Source organism: Vibrio sp. B4-6 (assembly GCF_963888245.1).
GTDB lineage: Bacteria > Pseudomonadota > Gammaproteobacteria > Enterobacterales > Vibrionaceae > Vibrio > Vibrio anguillarum.
In genome coordinates this window covers 1-19,554 of record NZ_CAWPIM010000017.1, presented here as the reverse complement: position 1 = coordinate 19,554, position 19,554 = coordinate 1, and the positions used below count along the sequence as shown (strand labels likewise).

The following is a 19,554-nucleotide window of genomic DNA, read 5'->3' as shown; positions in this document are numbered from 1 at the left end:
ATCCAGCCCCCGCAACCAAATTTAGATTAAGCGTAAATACGATTAATCATTGCGACACTAGCTCAGTTGGTAGAGCGCAACCTTGCCAAGGTTGAGGTCACGAGTTCGAACCTCGTGTGTCGCTCCAAATTCTTTTCGAAGAAAAGAATAGCGCCACGCAACCTAGCTAAGGTTGAGGTCACGCCTTTTTATTTAAAGAAAGTGAACCTCGTGTGTCGCTCCAGATTCTTTTCGAAGAAAAGAATAGCGCCGCACAACCTAGTTAAGGTTGAGGTCACGCCTCTTTGTTTAAAGAAAGTGAACCTCGTGTGTCGCTACAAATTCTCTTGTTAGAGAGTGTAAGTTTTCATCGTACTTAACGGTGACACAATACGGACGCGGGGTGGAGCAGCTTGGTAGCTCGTCGGGCTCATAACCCGAAGGTCGTCGGTTCAAATCCGGCCCCCGCAACCAAATTCAGATTAAGCGTGAATGCGATTAATCATTGCGACACTAGCTCAGTTGGTAGAGCGCAACCTTGCCAAGGTTGAGGTAACGGTTATGTGTCGTTCCAGCTTCGTTCAGAGTATTCTCTGAACTCAAACCAGTATTTGGTTTATGCTCTTTCTTTAATGCTGTGAAGCATAACTCCCTAAAATAAAAATAATCTGCAGTTCTAAGCGGATTTATTGCCGTCTTGATAACTTACGTGCTGAATTTCAATACACAGGTTAGTCTCTGTAGAATCTGGCTTTTCGTCGCTATTTATTCGTATTCATTAACAGAGTTATCCACAAAAATTAATTGTGGATAAGTTGGTGTATAACGTGTTTTTAGTGAAGTGCTGGTAAGCGTCAGTGAAAGATCTTTTAATGCGGCTCTGTTCTCTAATCTTGCTGTCTTTCTGTGTAACTAATTGTTTTTAAATTGTTTTTAAATTGATTTTTGTTATTTTGTCACCATTAGGTCAACTAACTGTATGATCATTAATATCAAGATCTTTGATCCTTGTCATTAATTGCTGATGTGGCTAACTTTTCTTAATTATAGAAAACAGTGTCGTGTTTAAAATTTTGTCCACAAATTGGTATTTTGAGATACATATCAAAGTCTGTGCTCATTAGTTATGCAATTACCTCATTTTTTACGCATCACGCGGTAACCCTTTCTCGACAATTCGAATTAAGCGCTGCTGCTTCTTATTGCTAGAGCATGCACTCGCTGGCTCCGATGATTTTCGTTTTTGTTCTACTAGCGCCCAATGTATATGTTCGTCTAATAAATCAGACAAGCCTAACCTCGTGTTTAGCGCTACGATAATGCGTTGTGAATATGGCGCGTTTCCTAAAGCGATGGAAAGATTACGCAACCATTGCTGGTGGCCAATTCGGCGAATAGCCGAACCTTCCATATAACGTAAGAAGGTGGCCTCATCCCAAGCAAACAGTTCAACTAAGTCTGGTTCATCCAGTGCTTGACGGCGATGAAAATCACTTTGTTGAGTGAGGTCGGAAAAGCGATTCCAAGGGCAGACCAACTGGCAATCATCACAGCCGTAAATGCGGTTACCCATTGCCTTGCGAAACTCTTCAGCAATTACGCCATCATATTCTATGGTGAGGTAAGAGATGCATCGGCGAGCATCAACAACACCGTCTTCTACGATGGCTTGTGTAGGGCATGAGGTGATGCAGGCTGTGCATTTGCCACATTGATTACTGCTTGGTGTATCGACTGGCAGCGGCAAATCAATTAGTAGTTCACCAAGAAAAAACCAAGAACCACTCTCTTTATCAAGGATAAGCGAATGCTTGCCAGTCCAACCAAGTCCAGCTTTTTGTGCTAAAGGCCGCTCTAGTATTGGGGCGGAGTCCACAAAAGGGCGATAGCCGAGTGCCCCCACTTCTTGTTCAATCTTTTCGCCGAGTTTTTTTAGCTGGTTGCGTACCAGTTTATGGTAGTCACGCCCCAGAGCGTAGCGGCTGATATAAGCGTAATTGGGATTATTCAAATCACTGGCAAACCGAGCATCTGGGGGTAAGTAATTCATGCGGGCGCTGATCACACGGACGGTGCCGGGAAGGAGTTCATGTGGCCTAGCTCGCATCATTCCATGGCGCGCCATCCAGTCCATCTCACCGTGAAATCCAGCATCCAACCATTTCTGCAAAGGCTCTTCGTGCTCACTGAGATCGATATCGCAGATCCCGACCTTTTCGAAGCCAAGTTCACGTGCCCAGATTTTAATTTTGTCTGCCAGTACTTGGTAGTCCATTATCGATGAGCTCGTTGCAAAAAGGGGCGAGGATCTTAACGGATCCTTTATTGAGGATCTAGGAAATGATCGTCTGTGATGTGGATTAAACTGACATAAAATGCGAGTTTTTTCCTTTTACTTACAGAAGAGAGCTTGTCTCTCAATTCCAACCCAGTTTACTATTCGAGTTCTTTTGATTTTTATATAGTCAATTTTCGACACTTGAGAGCGGTAATTCATGAGTACTAAGATCTTTACCTTAAAAGACGAACAGCAAACGGTAAAATTAGGCGCAGCTTTGGCTAAGCGATGCTCTGCGCAAACCACGCTTTATTTGCATGGTGATCTCGGTGCTGGAAAAACAACCTTCAGCCGTGGCTTCATCCGCGCATTAGGCCATGTTGGCAACGTCAAGAGCCCGACTTATACCTTAGTTGAACCTTATCAACTAGCCGATTGGCAAGTATACCATTTTGATCTTTATCGCTTGGCCGATCCGGAAGAGTTGGAATTTATGGGTATTCGTGACTATTTCACACCGGATGCGATCTGCCTTGTTGAGTGGCCAGAAAAAGGCAGCGGTCTACTTCCAACCGCAGATATTGATGTTGAGCTACGTTACGATGGCGAACAAAGGCAAGCTTTTCTGAGTGCAAACAGCCCCTATGGATCCTCATTGTTGAGTCAGTTGGAGTTATGTTGAACATCATCCATTTGTTACGAACGATAACTCTATCGCTTGCGGTTTGGGGCTGTGCTTTATTTACTTCAACGGCGCACGCGAATGCATTAGAAGGCGTGCGCGTTTGGCCTTCTCCAGATGAAACTCGAGTGGTTATCGATCTCAAAACTGAAGCGGATTATAGCTATTTCACTTTAAGCAGCCCCGAGCGTTTGGTGGTTGATTTAAAAAACACCACGCTTAATACAAAATTGCCGCTTAAAGTCACGGATAGTCCTGTTCTCAAGCAAATTCGTAATAGCTCGCCTCCGGAGAAAGGGACGTATCGTTTGGTGTTTGAGTTACAGCGCAAAGTGAACCCTCAGCCATTTAAACTTGCGCCAACGCCGGGTGGTCAGTATGGGCATCGTTTGGTGGTTGATTTACCCCACAATTTGGATAGTGACAAGGCGACAGTAAAACCGGCCAGCCAAACTAAAGTGAGCCGCGACGCTTCGCAGTTATTAGGAACCGAAGATATCGTGGTGGCTATTGATGCTGGTCATGGCGGAGAAGATCCCGGCTCGATTGGCCCGACCAAAAAATATGAAAAAAATGCCACCTTAAGTATCTCCAAGAAGATCGCAGATCAAATTAACGCCGTACCGGGAATGAAGGCGGTCATGACACGCAGTGGCGATTACTTTGTCAATCTCAATAAACGTTCTGAAATTGCGCGCCGTAATAAGTCACACCTACTCGTCTCCATTCACGCCGATGCGTTTCATACCCCGCAACCCAGGGGGGGCTCGGTGTTTGTGTTAAATACCAAGCGTGCGAATACGGAAATTGCTCGCTGGGTTGAGAATCACGAACAGCAATCAGAACTGTTAGGTGGTGCTGGTGAAGTGCTGGCAAAAAACAATAGCGATCGAAACGTTAGCCAAACCTTGCTGGACTTGCAATTTAGCCACTCGCAAAAAGAGGGTTACAAGGTGGCAACTCATCTGCTAGGCGAAATGGGAAAAGTAGCCCATTTACATAAAGCAGAGCCAGTCAACGCAAGTTTGGCGGTACTTAAGTCGCCCGATATTCCTTCGGTGTTGGTTGAAACGGGTTTTATTTCTAACCCTACCGAGGAACAATTGCTATTTCAGCGCTCGCATCAAGATAAATTGGCTCGCGCATTGGCAACCGCCATCGTCAAGTATTTTGAAGAAAACCCACCCGAGGGCACTCTGTTTGCTAATCGCGGTAAGACGCAAAAGCACAAAGTGCAGCGTGGGGAATCACTCTCGGTTATCGCTAATAAATATGGCACTTCGACTCAAGCATTAATCGCAACCAACAAACTAAAAAATGCCAATTTGTCGATTGGTCAAATCTTAACGATTCCGGCCACGTCAGCTCCGATTCGCGTTCCTGTGGTCAGCAACCCAGTAGAAACGGAAATTGTTACGCATGTGGTGAAATCTGGCGAGTATTTGGGCAAGATAGCGAGCACGTATAAAGTGAGTGTGGATGCGATTAAACGCGAGAATAACTTGCGTTCAGACACCTTAACGCTGGGGCAGAAACTGAAGATAACGGTGAGTTTGAAGGATAAGCCGCTGCGTAAGCATAAAGTTGAAAAAGGTGAGTTTTTGAGCAAAATTGCCAGCCAATATCAAGTGAGTCTGAATAGTATTCGCCAAGTAAACCAACTTCGGTCTGATCAGCTCGCCATAGGGCAAGTGTTGATCATTCCCAATAAGTAATAATCATGATGACGATTAAGATTCTACCCGCACGTCTTGCTAACCAAATTGCCGCAGGTGAAGTGGTTGAAAGACCGGCTTCTGTCGTTAAAGAGCTGGTGGAGAATAGCTTGGATTCGGGCGCCTCTCGTATCGATATCGATATCGAAAAGGGAGGTACGAAGCTTATTCGTGTGCGCGATAACGGGCAAGGGATAGTAAAAGAGGAATTGGCGCTCGCTTTAAGCCGCCATGCTACTTCTAAAATTCACACCTTAGATGATTTAGAGGCGATCGTCAGCCTAGGTTTTCGTGGAGAAGCGCTCGCGAGTATTAGCTCAGTCTCTCGGCTTACATTGACGTCCCGTCCAGCCACGCAAGAACAAGCTTGGGCAGCATACAGTGAAGGTCGAGATATGGCGGTTAAGTTGCAGCCAACCGCACACCCGATTGGAACGTCTGTCGAAGTGCTCGATCTGTTCTTTAATACGCCCGCTCGGCGCAAATTTTTACGCACAGAGAAAACAGAATTTACTCACATTGATGAGCTACTAAAACGCATTGCTTTGAGCCGGTTTGATGTCACCATCAATGTGCGCCATAACGGCAAGATGGTACGTCAATATCGAGCGGCTAAAACGGCCGCTCAAGAGGAAAAAAGAATCGCGGCTGTGTGTGGCAACGCTTTTGTTCGCCATATGCTGAACATTGAGTTGGAACATCAAGGGCTTCGCTTGCATGGTTGGATAACGACTCCAGAAGGCGCGCGCCAGCAGAGTGATTTGCAATACTGCTACGTTAATGGGCGGATGATGCGTGACAAGCTGATTAATCATGCTATCCGGCAAAGTTATGAAACCAGCCTGAGAGGCGATCAGTTCGCCACTTATGTACTCTTCATTGAGCTCGATCCCCATCAAGTGGATGTGAATGTCCATCCCGCGAAACACGAGGTGCGTTTCCATCAAGCGCGATTAGTGCATGATTTTATCTATCAAGCACTCAGTAGTGCACTGGCTGAAAGCAAGCACATTGAGAAGCCGCAGCTCAAACCATCGGCTTTTCATCAGCCCGATGCGGCGACTGTGGATCGCATTGAGAATGACACTGTAATTGATAGTGTGTGCCAAGAAACTGAGGGGCATAACACCGTTCCAGAGCAGGTGTGGCAAGCGATTGACAACACTCCCGCTTATCCACGAAAAGCAGAGCGAGAAAGCACAACCGCGCACGGCATAGCTGAAACGCCAAAGCGTAGCCATTGGCAGCAAAACGGCTCTCCATCTTCTTCTCGGGCGAAAGCTGAGCGCCAGCCAACGGGCTCACCTTCGAGCGGGGAAGTGAAGCTCTATCAAGAGCTGATGGCAACTCAACCGCCAGCTTCTGCAGTCGAACTTTCTCCTATCACACATCAAGATCAAGGTGAAATGCTGCAGCTCGAACAGTTGGGGAAAGCTATTGCGGTAATCAAAGGGCAGTACCTGTTAATGGGGTCCAAACAGGGCGTCGTATTGCTTTCTCTTATCAAAGGAGCATGGCTGAAAACTCGCGGCCAATTGCATACCGAACAAGGCGGCTTGAAAAGCCAACCCTTACTCGTGCCGCTCTCCATCAAGCTCTCAGCACAAGAACATCAAGCGTTAACGCATTGCCAGCCGATGTTGAATACGCTAGGGATTGAGCTTAAAGAACGTCATGGTTCAAGCATCATGGTGATGGGCGTACCTCAACCGTTGAGGCAACAAAACCTGCAAAACTTAATCCCAGATCTGCTATCTTACGTGTCCGCTAATTTTACGGCTGATGATGAACCTATTACGGTGGATCTTGTTGCCGATTGGCTGGCTGAACACATCACTGTGGTGAAAAGTGACTACACTTTGTCTGAAGCCATCCAAATGATTTCGGAACTTGAACAGCTTTGGCAAGGGCAACTTCCTCTTCATGATGCGAGTTTTGTCCGCCCCGTTGATTTTTCTACCACCATAGCGGCCTTGTTGGCATAACGAATTAAAAGAATGATGAATCAAACACAACCATTGGCTCTGTTTTTAATGGGCCCGACCGCATCAGGTAAAACAGATTTGGCGATTCGTCTACGCCAAAAATACCCAGTGGAAATCATCAGTGTCGACTCGGCGCTGATCTACAAAGGCATGGATATTGGCACCGCCAAACCTAATGCACATGAACTGGCACTCGCACCTCATCGTCTGATCGATATTTTGGATCCAAGTGAAGCCTATTCGGCGGCAGATTTTCGTCGCGATGCATTACTTGCAATGCATGATATTACCGCGCAAGGTAAAATTCCTCTGCTCGTTGGGGGAACTATGTTGTATTACAAGGCTCTACTTGAAGGGCTTTCGCCACTTCCTGCAGCTAACCCTGAGATACGGCAACAAATTGAGCAAGAGGCTTTGGAGCATGGTTGGGGGCAGTTACACGATCAATTACAAACGATTGATCCGGTTTCGGCGGCAAGAATTCATCCTAATGATCCACAAAGATTGTCACGAGCATTGGAAGTTTACCGAATTTCAGGTAAAACTCTTACAGAGTTAACTCAAACGAAAGGTGAAAGCCTGCCATTTCGAGTTAAGCAGTTTGCTATAGCTCCCAAGGAAAGGGCTGAGCTCCACCGTCGAATCGAACTCAGGTTTGAAAAGATGATCGAAGCTGGATTTGAAGAAGAAATGAAAGCACTTTATGCTCGAAGCGATCTTCATCCGGATTTGCCATCGATTCGTTGTGTTGGTTATCGACAGATGTGGGACTATTTGGATGGGAATTGTACGTTAGAGGAAGCGGTATATCGTGGAATCTGTGCAACCCGTCAATTGGCCAAGCGTCAGATCACCTGGTTACGCAGCTGGGATGATTTAACTTGGTTAGATAGCGAAAACATTGATCATGCAGTAGAAACTCTCTCAAATGCCATAGCATCTGATGGAGTTAGCTGTGTATAATGTGATCGCTTTTGCGTGATGTACCCTGTAAAGGATCCGTTACTTGATATTTGGCATTATCACCGTCATAACAAGTAGCAACGGGGTTTTTATTCATTTAGCTCAGATGCAAAGGCCGCACCAATAATGCAGTGCACCACTAGCTAAATAACTACAACAAAATACAAATAAGGAAAATAAAATGGCTAAGGGGCAATCTCTACAAGACCCATTCTTAAATGCACTACGTCGTGAGCGCATTCCAGTATCCATCTACCTTGTGAACGGAATTAAGCTTCAAGGTCAGATTGAATCCTTTGATCAATTTGTGATCTTACTGAAAAACACAGTCAATCAAATGGTGTATAAGCATGCGATTTCAACGGTTGTTCCTGCACGTGCAGTGAGCCACCACACTGCTGAGCCACGCACTGGGTCTGATCGTCCATCAGACAAATCAGAAGAGTAATTCTCTGATTAGTATTATTTACTTACAAAGGAGTTGGTTGCTTGTTTGACCGTTACGAAGCCGGTGAGCGAGCGGTACTTGTTCATATCAACTTCACGCAAAAGGGTGAGTGGGATGATCTCAGCGAGTGTGAAATGCTGGTTTCTTCTGCTGGAGTGTCGACACTGCAAATTATTACTGGCAGCCGTCAAACTCCACACCCTAAATATTATGTCGGTGAGGGCAAAGCCCAAGAGATAGCGCATGCGGTTCAACTTGTTGAAGCGGATGTGGTGATCTTCAACCACGCCCTTTCTCCTGCCCAAGAACGTAATCTTGAACAACTATGCCAATGTCGAGTGATTGACCGTACTGGCCTCATCCTCGATATTTTTGCCCAACGAGCACGAACCCATGAAGGGAAGTTGCAAGTAGAGCTGGCACAATTGCGCCACATCTCTACGCGATTAATTCGTGGTTGGACGCACCTTGAGCGACAAAAAGGCGGTATAGGCTTACGTGGACCTGGTGAAACGCAGCTAGAAACCGACAGACGTTTATTGCGTGAACGTATTAAAGCGATATTACGCCGCTTAGAGAAAGTCGCTAAGCAGCGAGAACAAGGACGCCGAGCTCGAAATCGAGCTGAGATTCCCACCATATCGCTAGTGGGTTATACCAATGCGGGGAAATCAACGTTATTTAATCGCATTACTGAAGCTGGGGTGTATGCAGCCGATCAACTGTTTGCAACCCTAGATCCTACCTTGCGGAAAATCGAATTGGCGGACGTTGGTACTGCCGTTCTCGCTGACACCGTAGGATTTATTCGTCATCTGCCGCACGATTTAGTTGCAGCATTTAAAGCCACGTTACAAGAAACTCAAGAAGCTGACATTTTGTTACATGTTGTTGATGCCAGTGATGAGCGTTTTCGTGAGAATATCAAAGCCGTCCATGATGTATTAGAAGAGATTGACGCCCATGAGGTGCCAACGCTTGTCGTCATGAACAAGATCGATAATCTAGAAGGCCAACAACCTCGCATCGAAAAAGATGATGAGGGAATACCGAGAACCGTGTGGTTATCAGCCATGGATGGACAAGGTATTGATCTGCTTTTCGAAGCATTGACAGAGCGATTAGCGAGTCAAGTCATTCAATATCAATTGTGTATTCCACCACTGCACCAAGGTCGCATTCGTAGTGCATTTTCACAAATGAAATGTATTCAACAAGAAGAATATGATCCAGATGGTAATTTGTTGATTAACATTCGTATGCAGCAAGTTGATTGGTTTAGACTAGAAAAAAGAGAAGAAGCAGTTTTGCGTGACTTTATAGTTACTTAAAGGACTGCTACAGTATAACGTCATATCAAATGATGGAGCTTTCTAATGGCGTGGAATGAGCCCGGTAATAACAACGGCAACAATGGCCGCGATAATGACCCTTGGGGTAATAATCGTGGTGACAAAAACAAAGGTGGCCGTGATCAAGGACCGCCAGATTTGGATGAGGTTTTCAATAAACTGAGCCAGAAACTGGGCGGACGATTTGGTAAGAAAGGCGGTAAAGGCCCTTCATTCTCTGGTGGTAGCGCAATTGGCTTTGGAGTCATTGCAGCAATCGCAGTTGCGGTGTGGTTCTTTTCTGGTTTCTATACGATTGGTGAAGCTGAGCGTGGCGTCGTGCTGCGTTTAGGTAAGTATGATCGCATCGTTGATCCAGGTTTGAACTGGCGTCCTCGCTTTGTTGATGAAGTGACGGCCGTTAACGTACAAGCGATTCGCTCACTACGTGCATCGGGTTTGATGCTAACCAAAGATGAAAACGTGGTCACTGTTGGCATGGATGTACAATATCGCGTGTCTGATCCATACAAGTACTTGTATCGTGTGACTAATGCTGACGATAGCTTACGCCAAGCAACTGACTCAGCATTACGTGCCGTGGTTGGTGATTCTTTGATGGACAGTATCTTAACCAGTGGCCGTCAGCAAATTCGTCAAAGTACCCAAACGACCTTGAATCAAATCATTGATAGCTATGATATGGGCTTAATGATTGTCGATGTCAACTTCCAGTCGGCTCGTCCGCCAGAGCAAGTGAAAGATGCATTCGATGATGCGATTGCGGCGCGAGAAGATGAAGAGCGTTTCATTCGTGAATCTGAAGCGTATAAGAACGAAATCCTGCCTAAAGCAACAGGCCGAGCTGAACGTTTGAAGAAAGAAGCGCAAGGTTATACAGAACGCACGATTAACGAAGCATTGGGTCAAGTGGCACAGTTTGAAAAACTGCTCCCTGAGTATCAAGCCGCGCCAGATGTGACACGTAATCGTCTCTACCTAGATACTATGGAAGAGGTGTATTCAAACACATCTAAAGTGCTAATTGATTCAGAATCCAGTGGCAATATGCTTTATCTACCGTTGGATCGAATTACAGGCCAAGACAGTAAGAATGACACCAAACGTCAAGATAAATCATCATCAACCTATGATCAGATAGAGCTTGATTCACCAACCAGCAGTGATACAGGTAATACACCGTCTCGCTCTAGCAATACACGTCAAGGGAGATACTAGTAATGCGTAAGTTAATGATCCCAGTATTAGTGATTGCACTGGTATTGATGTTGATGTCGCTGTTTGTGATTCCTGAAGGTGAGCGCGGTATTGTTGTCCGTTTCGGTCGTATTCTGAAAGATAACAATGAAATTGCTCGAATCTACGAACCGGGTTTGCATTTTAAAATGCCACTGTTTGATCGAGTAAGAACGTTAGATGCGCGCATCCAAACAATGGATGGCCGCTCTGACCGTTTCGTGACTTCAGAGAAAAAAGATGTGATCATCGATACCTATGTCAAATGGCGTATTGAAGACTTTGGTCAATACTACTTGGCAACGGGTGGTGGCAATGCATTGACGGCACAAGCACTGTTAGAGCGTAAAGTGACAGACATTCTTCGTTCTGAAATCGGTTCTCGTGAAATCAAACAAATTGTTTCAGGCCCACGTAATAAAGATGTCTTGCCGGAAAGTGCTGATGATGAAGTCGTCACGACTGAGGCTGCGAAACAAGCATTGGAAATCGATGGTCAGCGTGACCAAGTGATGGAAAATGTGTTGGAAGATACGCGTAAAGGCGCACTGAAAGATTTAGGCGTGAGAGTGGTTGATTTCCGTATTAAGAAAATCAACCTCCCAGATGAGATCAGTGAGTCTATCTATCGTCGTATGCGTGCTGAACGTGAGTCAGTAGCTCGTAAACACCGCTCTCAAGGTCGTGAAAAAGCCGAAGTTATTCGCGCTCAAGCTGAACTTGAAGTGGCGACTATCTTAGCGGAAGCGGATAAAACGGCTCGCGTAACTCGCGGTGATGCTGATGCTAAAGCAGCGAAGATTTACTCAGATGTGTACAGTAAAGATCCTGAGTTTTACGGGTTCTTACGTTCGCTGAAAGCCTATGAGAAATCATTTAGCGAGAAGAGTGATATCTTGGTGCTTGATCCTAAGAGTGATTTCTTCAAGTACATGAATAACACCAAAGGTTTGACAACGAAATAATTGACCGTTGTTTATTCAAAGGCTCCTTCAGGGAGCCTTTGTCGTTTATTGGCTTTAAGAGAGAAGGCACTATGTCGAATTCAATCTGGCTTGCTGTGGGGCTGGTGTTAATTGCAGAAGGTATTGGACCGTTAATCGCCCCTAATGGCTGGAGAAAGATGGTGGCGGAGCTCAGCCAGCAGCCCGATCATCAACTGCGCCGCATCGGTGGTTGTCTCGTCGTTGCAGGAGGCATCATTGCGTACTACTTCGCACGATAGTGATGCACAATAGCGCGGTAACCGATTTATTATTATCAGTTTATCACTATCAGTATCATCACTATCAATAGTGAGGTGGTGGAGTCTCTTCTGATGGATCCGCTAAATGTGAGGCATCCATATTTTTGACTTTACCAGCCACATATTTCATTTGGTCTTGCATTTTCGTCAGCATGAGCTGCTGTGTTGATAATGCTTGATTGAGTTCATCAATGGTTTGTTCTTGGAAAGCAAGTTGGCATTCCAAGTCACTAACACGCTGTTCTAATTGCTGAATATACTTATCGTTCATAACTAATCGTCGAGTTTCCAAGCTTGAGCAATACCTGCAGAGCTTCCGGTAATAATTCGTTGCTGATGATCAAAGGCCGCATCATACACCACAGCAGTGGGTGGGCGAGCATCTTTTAGCGGTTCTACTTCGAATCCTTGCTGTTTTTTACCACTTTGAGTATCCCAAACCGCGACTTGGCTTGAAGGATTCCCTGTCACAAGCAACCTGCCATCATCGGAAAAACGCGCCGTAGAGAAGATCAATTGTCGTGAAAAACTGCGCAATTTCGCCTGTTCCTTACCCGAGGAGAGATCCCAAATAATGGATTGATTACCACCATCGGAGGTAAAGGCTAATTTCCCCTCTCGCTGCAGCGCTACTCGATTCACCCGCTGCTCATGTTCAAACGATCGTAAAATTTGCCCACTTTGCGTATCCCAAAGGTAGGCAAAATAATCATTACCTCCCGTCAGAGCAAAGCGGCCATTGGGCGATAGGGCGACAGAATTCACTTTTTCTCGATGAGCAAGGAACTCTAGTCGACGTCCAGTGACTAAATCGACGTAAATCGCTTTACCATTGGATAAACCGAGTAGAACTTGTTTTCCGTTATTGGCAATGTCAATGTCTCGGATCAGCCCATCGGAGATGGACCACAAACCTTGAGCTTGTGTCCAACCTAAGTCCCATACGGCAAAGTTAATTTGGCTAGCGGTCACGGCAAAACGGCCATTATCGGAGAGTCGAATATGAGAAACGGTATTGGCTTGTGGGTCTTGAGGTCCCAATTCGGCTAAGGTTTTGTTTTGTTCAAGATCCCATAGAACGAGTTGTCTTTGTTTGGAATAGAGTAGCGCAAAACGACCATCGCGGCTTAAACCGAAACTGGTCGAACCGTTTGGTTCTATATCCCAACGTTGTACATCGCTGTTAGAGAAAAAACAGCCATTTAACATCAAGATGACAATGCAACCTAGGATTGAATGAGAAATTATTCGCATCAAGTCTAATTATCCGCTTTGAGTGTAAAGACAATCTATCAACATATCGCTATATTGGTACAACTCTGTTTAGCGCACCAGTTTTTCACCGAAATTTGTGCGTAATAACAAAAGGTTTGCCTACAAATTGGAGAAATAAATGAAATCATTGTTTAAAGTGTCACTGCTTGCGGCAACCGTCATGCTTGCAGTTGGCTGCCAGAAAGATGAAGCCCCGAAAACTGAAGCAGCACCTGCAGCAGAACAAGTACAAACGGAAGCGGGAAAAACGGTTCACTTTAAAACAGAAGATGACAAAGCGGCTTACGCGATTGGCGTCTCTTTTGCAAATTACCTCAGCACCAGCATTGAAAAACCAGCCGAAATTGGTATCAATCTGAATAAAGATCTGGTTCTAAAAGGGATTGAACATGTCTTCGCGGGCAATGCTGAGTTGAGTGAAGAAGAGACACGCGCAGCGCTAGAAGCTCTAGATAAACGCGTTTCTGAAACCATGCAAGCGAAAGCCGCTGAAAAAGCGGCTGCTGCTGAAAAAGCTGGTGACGAATTCCGCGCTGAATTTGAAAAACAAGATGGCGTAAAGAAAACTGAATCTGGTTTACTGTACCAAGTACTGACGCCAGCAAAAGGTGAGTCACCAAAAGAGACCGATACTGTTCAAGTTCATTACAAAGGGACACTGGCTGACGGTACTCAATTTGATAGCTCGTATGATCGTGGTGAGCCAGCGACATTCCCACTCAATCGGGTTATTCCTGGTTGGACAGAAGGTGTGCAACTGATGCAAGTGGGAGCAAAATACAAGTTTGTTATCCCGCCGCAACTGGCTTACGGCGAGCAAGATACGCCGACTATTCCAGCAAACTCAACACTTGTGTTTGAAGTGGAGTTACTAAAAATTGATAACGGTAGCGATGCGGCTAAATAATATCAGCCATTGTTGAACCGTTGTAACCAGCTCAAAGGCCTGATGAATCAGGCCTTTTCTGTCTCTAACGACTCACTAATTAGTTGTTCTAAATCACTTGTTAGTGACTTAACAGAGTTTTCGATTAAAATTTTCTGATAAACTTACGTCAATTTGTTGATTTTTCGCTCTAAGGCTAGATAACAGTGACAACGACAGAAACTCTAAACGCGGATATGTTGCTTGAAATGGAATCCGTGCACGTGATGCCATTTAGTGATCACGATAAAATCATTCTTCGATCTTATGAAGCTGTGGTTGACGGTATCGCCAGCCTGATTGGTCCTTTTTGTGAGATCGTTCTGCACTCATTGGAAGATCTCAATACCTCGGCGATTAAAATTGCCAATGGTGAAAACACGGGACGCCAAGTGGGTTCCCCGATCACCGATCTTGCACTGCGTATGTTGAAAGATATTGAAGGATCGGAGCGTAACTTCTCACGATCGTATTTCTCTCGCGCCAAGGGTGGTGTGTTGATGAAATCGATTACGGTCGCGATTCGTAATGGTGATAACCGAGTCATTGGCTTACTTTGTATCAACGTCAATTTAGATGCTCCGTTCTCACAAGTTCTGCAATCATTCATGCCGACTCAGGAAGCTCAGGAAGCCGCCTCATCGGTTAACTTTGCCAGTGATGTTGAAGAGCTGGTGGATCAGACGGTAGAGCGTACAATTGAAGAGATCAACGCCGATAAATCAGTGTCTAACAATACCAAGAATCGTCAGATTGTGATGGAGTTGTACGACAAAGGCATTTTTGACATCAAAGATGCGATTAACCGCGTAGCTGATCGGCTCAATATCTCTAAACATACTGTCTATCTCTACATTCGCCAACGCAAGACCGGAGATGAATGTTAGTGGAGCCAGTATTGAGTTACACATTATTGGTCAATGGCTCAGTGTATGGCACACAGGCAGCGCGTAGTGCTTATCTGTTTGCCTGTGCATTGCTAGAAAAAGGGCATTCACTCAAGCAAGTATTTTTTTATCAAGATGGTGTTTTCAATGGCTCTGCGATCACCGCGCCTGCGAACGATGAGTTTGATCTTGTGAAAGCATGGCAGAAGCTGTCTACTGAACACCATGTACGCTTAGAAACCTGTGTTGCTGCAGCGTTACGTCGTGGCATTATCAGTGAAAATGAAGCTCAGCAACACCAGCTCACTGCGCATAATTTGGCACAAGGTTTTGCACAAACTGGGTTAGGAAGCTTAGCTGAAGCGTTATTAACTCAAGATCGAGTGGTACAGTTTTGAAAAAAATCGGTTTTGTTTTTCATTCTTCGCCTCATTCTAGTTCGGCTGGAAGAGAAGGGCTGGATGCTGTACTGGCAGCCTCTGCCTATTGTGATGCGATCTCGCTCTTTTTTGTTGGGTTTGGCGTGACGCAAATCGTCGCCAACCAATCACCGCAACAACTGCTTAGCCGTGATTACATCAGTGCGTTTAAACTGCTTGAGTTATACGATATTGAACACCTTTATCTGTGTGAGCAAAGCGTTGAAGAGTTGGGGTTAGCATCGGCTCAATGGGTAATTGATGTTGAAAAAAAATCGCCTCAGAAAATCGCTCAGTTACTTCACGAGTGCGATCAAGTACTAACTTTCTAAGGTGTACCTATGCTGCATATTGTAAAAGACACGGCAAAACTGGCCTTAGCGCAGCGTTATTGTTTGGCTGAGGATAGTATTATCTTGGTTGAAGAAGCAGTTTATATGAGTAACCCTAGTGCGGGCTCTTTTTTACTACTCAACGATCTGAACAGGGTTTATGTCTTACTTGAGGATCTCTGCGCGCGTGGGGTGCAGGATCTCTGCTCAGTACAAATTACCAAAGTGGATTTCTCTGGTTTGGTTGAACTTACTACTAACCATGAAAAATCAATCACTTGGTAGATTTTCTTATCACTATTACCCCTCTATTACCCACCCTTTACTTATGGTGGTTAAAAAAGATCTGTATATTTCTTGACACACCTCTCACTGCTGCATAGAATTTTGCGTCCCTATTTGTACTAAGTGCACTAGGGACTAGATTTTTCACAAAGCTTACTTTAAGTAAATTCAGGAGCTAGTTAATGGCAACTATTAACCAGTTGGTCCGCAATCCTCGTGTAAAGCAAGTTGTTAAAAGCAACGTGCCAGCACTAGAAGCGTGCCCACAAAAACGTGGTGTATGTACACGTGTTTACACTACTACACCTAAAAAACCTAACTCAGCACTTCGTAAAGTATGTCGTGTTCGTCTAACGAACGGCTTCGAAGTGACTTCGTACATCGGCGGTGAAGGTCACAACCTTCAAGAGCACTCAGTTGTTCTTATCCGTGGCGGTCGTGTAAAAGACCTTCCAGGTGTGCGTTACCACACAATCCGTGGTGCACTTGACTGTGCAGGCGTAAACGACCGTAAACAAGCTCGTTCTAAATACGGTGTGAAACGTCCTAAATCTTAATGGATTTCCGTTAAGTAAGGCCAAACACTAAATTATTTAATTTTTGAAGAAACTGAAAAGTTTTGGATAACCTGAAAAAGACAACGGAGAATATCCATGCCACGTCGTCGCGTTATTGGTCAGCGTAAGATCCTTCCAGATCCAAAGTTCAAGTCTGAACTGCTGGCAAAATTCGTTAACATTCTTATGGTTGACGGTAAAAAATCTACTGCAGAGAAAATTGTTTACACTGCACTAGACACTATGGCTGAGAAATCTGGCAAAGGTCACTTAGCTGTATTTGAAGAAGCTCTTGAAAACGTACGTCCAGCGGTCGAAGTTAAATCTCGCCGCGTGGGTGGTTCAACTTACCAAGTTCCAGTAGAAGTACGTCCGGTTCGCCGTAACGCACTTGCTATGCGTTGGGTAGTTGATGCTGCGCGTAAGCGTGGTGAAAAATCTATGGCTGCTCGCCTAGCTGCTGAAATGCTAGACGCGTCAGAAAATAAAGGTACTGCTGTTAAGAAACGTGAAGACGTTCACCGTATGGCAGAAGCGAACAAAGCATTCGCTCATTACCGCTGGTAATACCTTCTGTGCTGCGAGGTTCTCTCGCAGCACATTTTCATACTCTAAGGATTACCTTAGTAAGAGGATACAATCGTGGCTCGGAAAACTCCTATTGAGCGCTACCGCAACATCGGTATCTGTGCTCACGTAGATGCAGGTAAAACAACCACTACTGAGCGTATTCTGTTCTACACTGGCCTTTCTCACAAAATCGGCGAAGTTCACGATGGTGCTGCAACCATGGACTGGATGGAGCAGGAGCAAGAACGTGGTATCACTATCACTTCTGCTGCTACGACAACCTTCTGGCGTGGTATGGAAGCACAGTTCCAAGATCATCGCGTAAACATCATTGATACCCCAGGACACGTTGACTTTACAATTGAAGTAGAGCGTTCACTTCGTGTGCTTGATGGTGCAGTGGTTGTATTCTGTGGCTCATCTGGTGTTGAACCCCAGTCTGAAACTGTATGGCGTCAAGCTGACAAATACGGTGTTCCTCGCATGGTGTTCGTTAATAAAATGGACCGTGCTGGCGCAGACTTTTTACGCGTTGTAAACCAAATTAAACACCGTCTTGGTGCGACTCCTGTTCCTATTCAATTAAATATTGGTGCGGAAGAAGAGTTCAAAGGTGTCATCGACCTTATCAAGATGAAAGCCATCAACTGGAATGAAGCCGATCAAGGCATGACGTTTACTTACGAAGACATTCCAGAAGATATGCTTGAGTTGGCCGAAGAATGGCACAACAACCTAGTAGAAGCGGCAGCGGAAGCTAGTGAAGAGTTAATGGAAAAGTATCTTGAAGACGGCGAGCTGACAGAAGCGGAAATCAAACAAGCGCTACGGACTCGTACCATTAACAATGAAATCGTATTGGCCACTTGTGGTAGTGCCTTTAAAAATAAAGGCGTACAAGCGGTATTGGATGCGGTTGTTGAATATTTGCCTTCACCGGTAGATGTACCAGCCATTAAAGGCGTGGATGAAAACGAGAACGAAGTAGAACGTCACGCTGACGACAACGAACCTTTCTCGGCACTTGCATTTAAGATTGCCACTGACCCATTTGTTGGCACATTGACTTTCATGCGTGTTTACTCTGGTGTGGTGAACTCTGGCGATGCCGTTTACAACTCAGTGAAACAGAAAAAAGAACGTTTTGGTCGTATCGTACAGATGCATGCCAACAAACGTGAAGAGATTAAAGAAGTTCGTGCTGGCGATATTGCGGCTGCGATCGGCTTAAAAGATGTCACGACAGGCGATACGCTATGTAACCCAGACCACAAAGTGGTTCTTGAGCGCATGGAATTCCCTGAGCCAGTGATTCAAATTGCGGTAGAGCCTCGCTCTAAAGCTGACCAAGAAAAAATGGGTATTGCGCTAGGTAAACTAGCGGCGGAAGACCCATCTTTCCGTGTCGAAACCGATAAGGAAACAGGTCAAACGTTGATCTCTGGTATGGGTGAGCTTCACCTAGACATCATTGTTGATCGCATGAAGCGTGAGTTCAGTGTGGACTGTAACGTTGGTAAACCACAAGTGGCTTACCGCGAAACTATCCGTGGAAAAGCGGAAGTAGAAGGCAAGTTCGTTCGTCAATCTGGTGGTCGTGGTCAATATGGTCACGTTTGGCTTAAGATTGAACCTGCGGAACTCGGTGAAGGCTTTGTCTTTGTCGACGAAATCGTTGGTGGTGTGATTCCTAAGGAATACATCAGCTCGGTTGCGAAAGGTATCGAAGAGCAAATGAACAACGGTGTGTTAGCTGGTTATCCGATTCTGGATGTGAAAGCGACATTATTCGATGGTTCATATCATGATGTCGACTCAAGCGAGATGGCGTTTAAGATTGCTGGTTCGATGGCGTTCAAGAAAGGTGCTTTAGAAGCGCAGCCTGTTCTTCTTGAACCAATGATGAAAGTTGAAGTAACTACTCCAGAAGATTGGATGGGTGATGTTGTGGGTGACTTAAACCGTCGTCGCGGCATGATTGAAGGTATGGATGAAGGCCATGCAGGCCTTAAGATTATCCATGCTAGAGTCCCTCTATCGGAAATGTTTGGTTATGCAACAGACTTACGATCTGCCACTCAGGGTCGCGCCTCTTACTCCATGGAGTTTGCAGAGTACGCTGATGTGCCAAAAAATGTTGCAGAAGCAATCATTGCAGAACGTGGTTAACTGTTATTTGTTTAATAACGAATCTATTGCGCTGATGAGAGTTGGCGCATAAAATAGCAATTTCTGGCGCGTCTTGAGCTATATGTGACTCAAGACGAATCATAACTAGGAAGGAACACGATCGTGTCTAAAGCAAAATTTGAACGTACGAAACCGCACGTAAACGTTGGTACTATCGGCCACGTTGACCACGGTAAAACAACTCTAACTGCTGCTATCTGTACTACACTTTCAAAAGTGTACGGTGGTGA

The 19,554-nt window shown here is 45.3% G+C and carries 21 protein-coding genes and 3 tRNA genes; 21 read left to right on the top strand and 3 right to left on the bottom strand.

All coding sequences use genetic code 11. From position 1 onward, the window contains the following. The first annotated feature begins 51 nt into the window (after nucleotides 1–51). From AACV20_RS06455 to AACV20_RS06445, 3 genes are all read left to right on the top strand, one after another. Nucleotides 52–127, top strand: a tRNA-Gly gene (locus AACV20_RS06455). A 249-nt stretch (nucleotides 128–376) separates the two neighbouring features. Then, a tRNA-Met gene (locus tag AACV20_RS06450) sits at nucleotides 377–453 on the top strand. A 33-nt stretch (nucleotides 454–486) separates the two neighbouring features. Next, nucleotides 487–553, top strand: a tRNA-Gly gene (locus tag AACV20_RS06445). A gap of 570 nt (nucleotides 554–1,123) precedes the next feature. On the opposite strand, the gene queG is transcribed toward AACV20_RS06445, so the two are convergent. Then, the gene (queG, locus tag AACV20_RS06440; RefSeq protein ID WP_088731519.1) at nucleotides 1,124–2,254 is read right to left on the bottom strand and encodes a tRNA epoxyqueuosine(34) reductase QueG; all 1,131 of its coding nucleotides are present in this window, start codon (nucleotides 2,252–2,254) and stop codon (nucleotides 1,124–1,126) included. 220 nt (nucleotides 2,255–2,474) lie between these two features. Here queG and tsaE point away from each other — a divergent pair, with 220 nt between their 5' ends. The 9 genes from tsaE (at nucleotide 2,475) to AACV20_RS06395 (ending at nucleotide 11,863) form a co-directional block, all read left to right on the top strand. Further along, nucleotides 2,475–2,939 carry a tRNA (adenosine(37)-N6)-threonylcarbamoyltransferase complex ATPase subunit type 1 TsaE gene (tsaE, locus tag AACV20_RS06435; RefSeq protein ID WP_010318946.1) on the top strand — a complete coding sequence of 155 codons (465 nt, stop codon included), beginning with the start codon at nucleotides 2,475–2,477 and terminating at the stop codon, nucleotides 2,937–2,939. After that, entirely contained in the window at nucleotides 2,933–4,654 is a 1,722-nt protein-coding gene (locus AACV20_RS06430; RefSeq protein WP_019281423.1) for an N-acetylmuramoyl-L-alanine amidase, read from the top strand. The genes tsaE and AACV20_RS06430 overlap by 7 nt, the downstream gene beginning before the upstream one ends. A gap of 8 nt (nucleotides 4,655–4,662) precedes the next feature. Then, nucleotides 4,663–6,639: a DNA mismatch repair endonuclease MutL gene (gene mutL, locus AACV20_RS06425; protein WP_170908003.1), complete on the top strand. Its 1,977-nt coding sequence runs from the start codon at nucleotides 4,663–4,665 to the stop codon at nucleotides 6,637–6,639. A 15-nt stretch (nucleotides 6,640–6,654) separates the two neighbouring features. Beyond that, nucleotides 6,655–7,602, top strand: a complete 948-nt coding sequence (gene miaA / locus AACV20_RS06420; protein WP_026028203.1) for a tRNA (adenosine(37)-N6)-dimethylallyltransferase MiaA — start codon at nucleotides 6,655–6,657, stop codon at nucleotides 7,600–7,602. A gap of 181 nt (nucleotides 7,603–7,783) precedes the next feature. Then, on the top strand, nucleotides 7,784–8,050 hold the full coding sequence (hfq, locus tag AACV20_RS06415; RefSeq protein ID WP_013857931.1) for an RNA chaperone Hfq: 267 nt from the start codon (nucleotides 7,784–7,786) through the stop codon (nucleotides 8,048–8,050). A 41-nt stretch (nucleotides 8,051–8,091) separates the two neighbouring features. Continuing rightward, on the top strand, nucleotides 8,092–9,381 hold the full coding sequence (gene hflX / locus AACV20_RS06410; protein ID WP_010318941.1) for a ribosome rescue GTPase HflX: 1,290 nt from the start codon (nucleotides 8,092–8,094) through the stop codon (nucleotides 9,379–9,381). A gap of 45 nt (nucleotides 9,382–9,426) precedes the next feature. Then, the gene (gene hflK, locus AACV20_RS06405) at nucleotides 9,427–10,620 is read left to right on the top strand and encodes an FtsH protease activity modulator HflK (RefSeq protein ID WP_013857930.1); all 1,194 of its coding nucleotides are present in this window, start codon (nucleotides 9,427–9,429) and stop codon (nucleotides 10,618–10,620) included. Nucleotides 10,621–10,622: 2 nt separating this feature from the next. Then, complete coding sequence (hflC, locus tag AACV20_RS06400; RefSeq protein WP_013857929.1) at nucleotides 10,623–11,603, top strand: protease modulator HflC; 981 nt, start codon at nucleotides 10,623–10,625, stop codon at nucleotides 11,601–11,603. Between the two features lie 71 nt (nucleotides 11,604–11,674). Continuing rightward, the gene (locus AACV20_RS06395; RefSeq protein WP_017043313.1) at nucleotides 11,675–11,863 is read left to right on the top strand and encodes a DUF2065 domain-containing protein; all 189 of its coding nucleotides are present in this window, start codon (nucleotides 11,675–11,677) and stop codon (nucleotides 11,861–11,863) included. A gap of 64 nt (nucleotides 11,864–11,927) precedes the next feature. Here AACV20_RS06395 and AACV20_RS06390 read toward each other — a convergent pair whose 3' ends face one another. Beyond that, nucleotides 11,928–12,155: a SlyX family protein gene (locus AACV20_RS06390; RefSeq protein ID WP_010318937.1), complete on the bottom strand. Its 228-nt coding sequence runs from the start codon at nucleotides 12,153–12,155 to the stop codon at nucleotides 11,928–11,930. Nucleotides 12,156–12,157: 2 nt separating this feature from the next. After that, nucleotides 12,158–13,138, bottom strand: a complete 981-nt coding sequence (locus AACV20_RS06385; RefSeq protein WP_026027456.1) for a WD40 repeat domain-containing protein — start codon at nucleotides 13,136–13,138, stop codon at nucleotides 12,158–12,160. 139 nt (nucleotides 13,139–13,277) lie between these two features. Between AACV20_RS06385 and fkpA the strand changes: the two genes are divergently transcribed. The 9 genes from fkpA to AACV20_RS06340 all read left to right on the top strand — a co-directional run. Then, nucleotides 13,278–14,066 (top strand): FKBP-type peptidyl-prolyl cis-trans isomerase, encoded by a 789-nt coding sequence (gene fkpA, locus AACV20_RS06380; RefSeq protein WP_010318935.1) that lies wholly within the window; start codon nucleotides 13,278–13,280, stop codon nucleotides 14,064–14,066. A gap of 185 nt (nucleotides 14,067–14,251) precedes the next feature. Then, entirely contained in the window at nucleotides 14,252–14,971 is a 720-nt protein-coding gene (locus AACV20_RS06375) for a helix-turn-helix transcriptional regulator (RefSeq protein ID WP_013857924.1), read from the top strand. Further along, nucleotides 14,965–15,369 (top strand): sulfurtransferase complex subunit TusD, encoded by a 405-nt coding sequence (gene tusD / locus AACV20_RS06370; RefSeq protein WP_010318933.1) that lies wholly within the window; start codon nucleotides 14,965–14,967, stop codon nucleotides 15,367–15,369. The genes AACV20_RS06375 and tusD overlap by 7 nt, the downstream gene beginning before the upstream one ends. Continuing rightward, complete coding sequence (gene tusC, locus AACV20_RS06365; protein ID WP_170908002.1) at nucleotides 15,366–15,722, top strand: sulfurtransferase complex subunit TusC; 357 nt, start codon at nucleotides 15,366–15,368, stop codon at nucleotides 15,720–15,722. The genes tusD and tusC overlap by 4 nt, the downstream gene beginning before the upstream one ends. Nucleotides 15,723–15,731: 9 nt before the next feature. Beyond that, entirely contained in the window at nucleotides 15,732–16,007 is a 276-nt protein-coding gene (gene tusB / locus AACV20_RS06360; RefSeq protein WP_010318931.1) for a sulfurtransferase complex subunit TusB, read from the top strand. A 182-nt stretch (nucleotides 16,008–16,189) separates the two neighbouring features. Then, on the top strand, nucleotides 16,190–16,564 hold the full coding sequence (rpsL, locus tag AACV20_RS06355) for a 30S ribosomal protein S12 (RefSeq protein WP_010318930.1): 375 nt from the start codon (nucleotides 16,190–16,192) through the stop codon (nucleotides 16,562–16,564). Nucleotides 16,565–16,660: 96 nt separating this feature from the next. Then, complete coding sequence (rpsG, locus tag AACV20_RS06350) at nucleotides 16,661–17,131, top strand: 30S ribosomal protein S7 (RefSeq protein WP_013857921.1); 471 nt, start codon at nucleotides 16,661–16,663, stop codon at nucleotides 17,129–17,131. 75 nt (nucleotides 17,132–17,206) lie between these two features. After that, on the top strand, nucleotides 17,207–19,303 hold the full coding sequence (gene fusA / locus AACV20_RS06345; protein WP_010318928.1) for an elongation factor G: 2,097 nt from the start codon (nucleotides 17,207–17,209) through the stop codon (nucleotides 19,301–19,303). A gap of 123 nt (nucleotides 19,304–19,426) precedes the next feature. Then, a partial coding sequence (locus AACV20_RS06340; protein WP_249929791.1) for a GTP-binding protein occupies nucleotides 19,427–19,554 on the top strand: 128 nt, incomplete at its 3' end.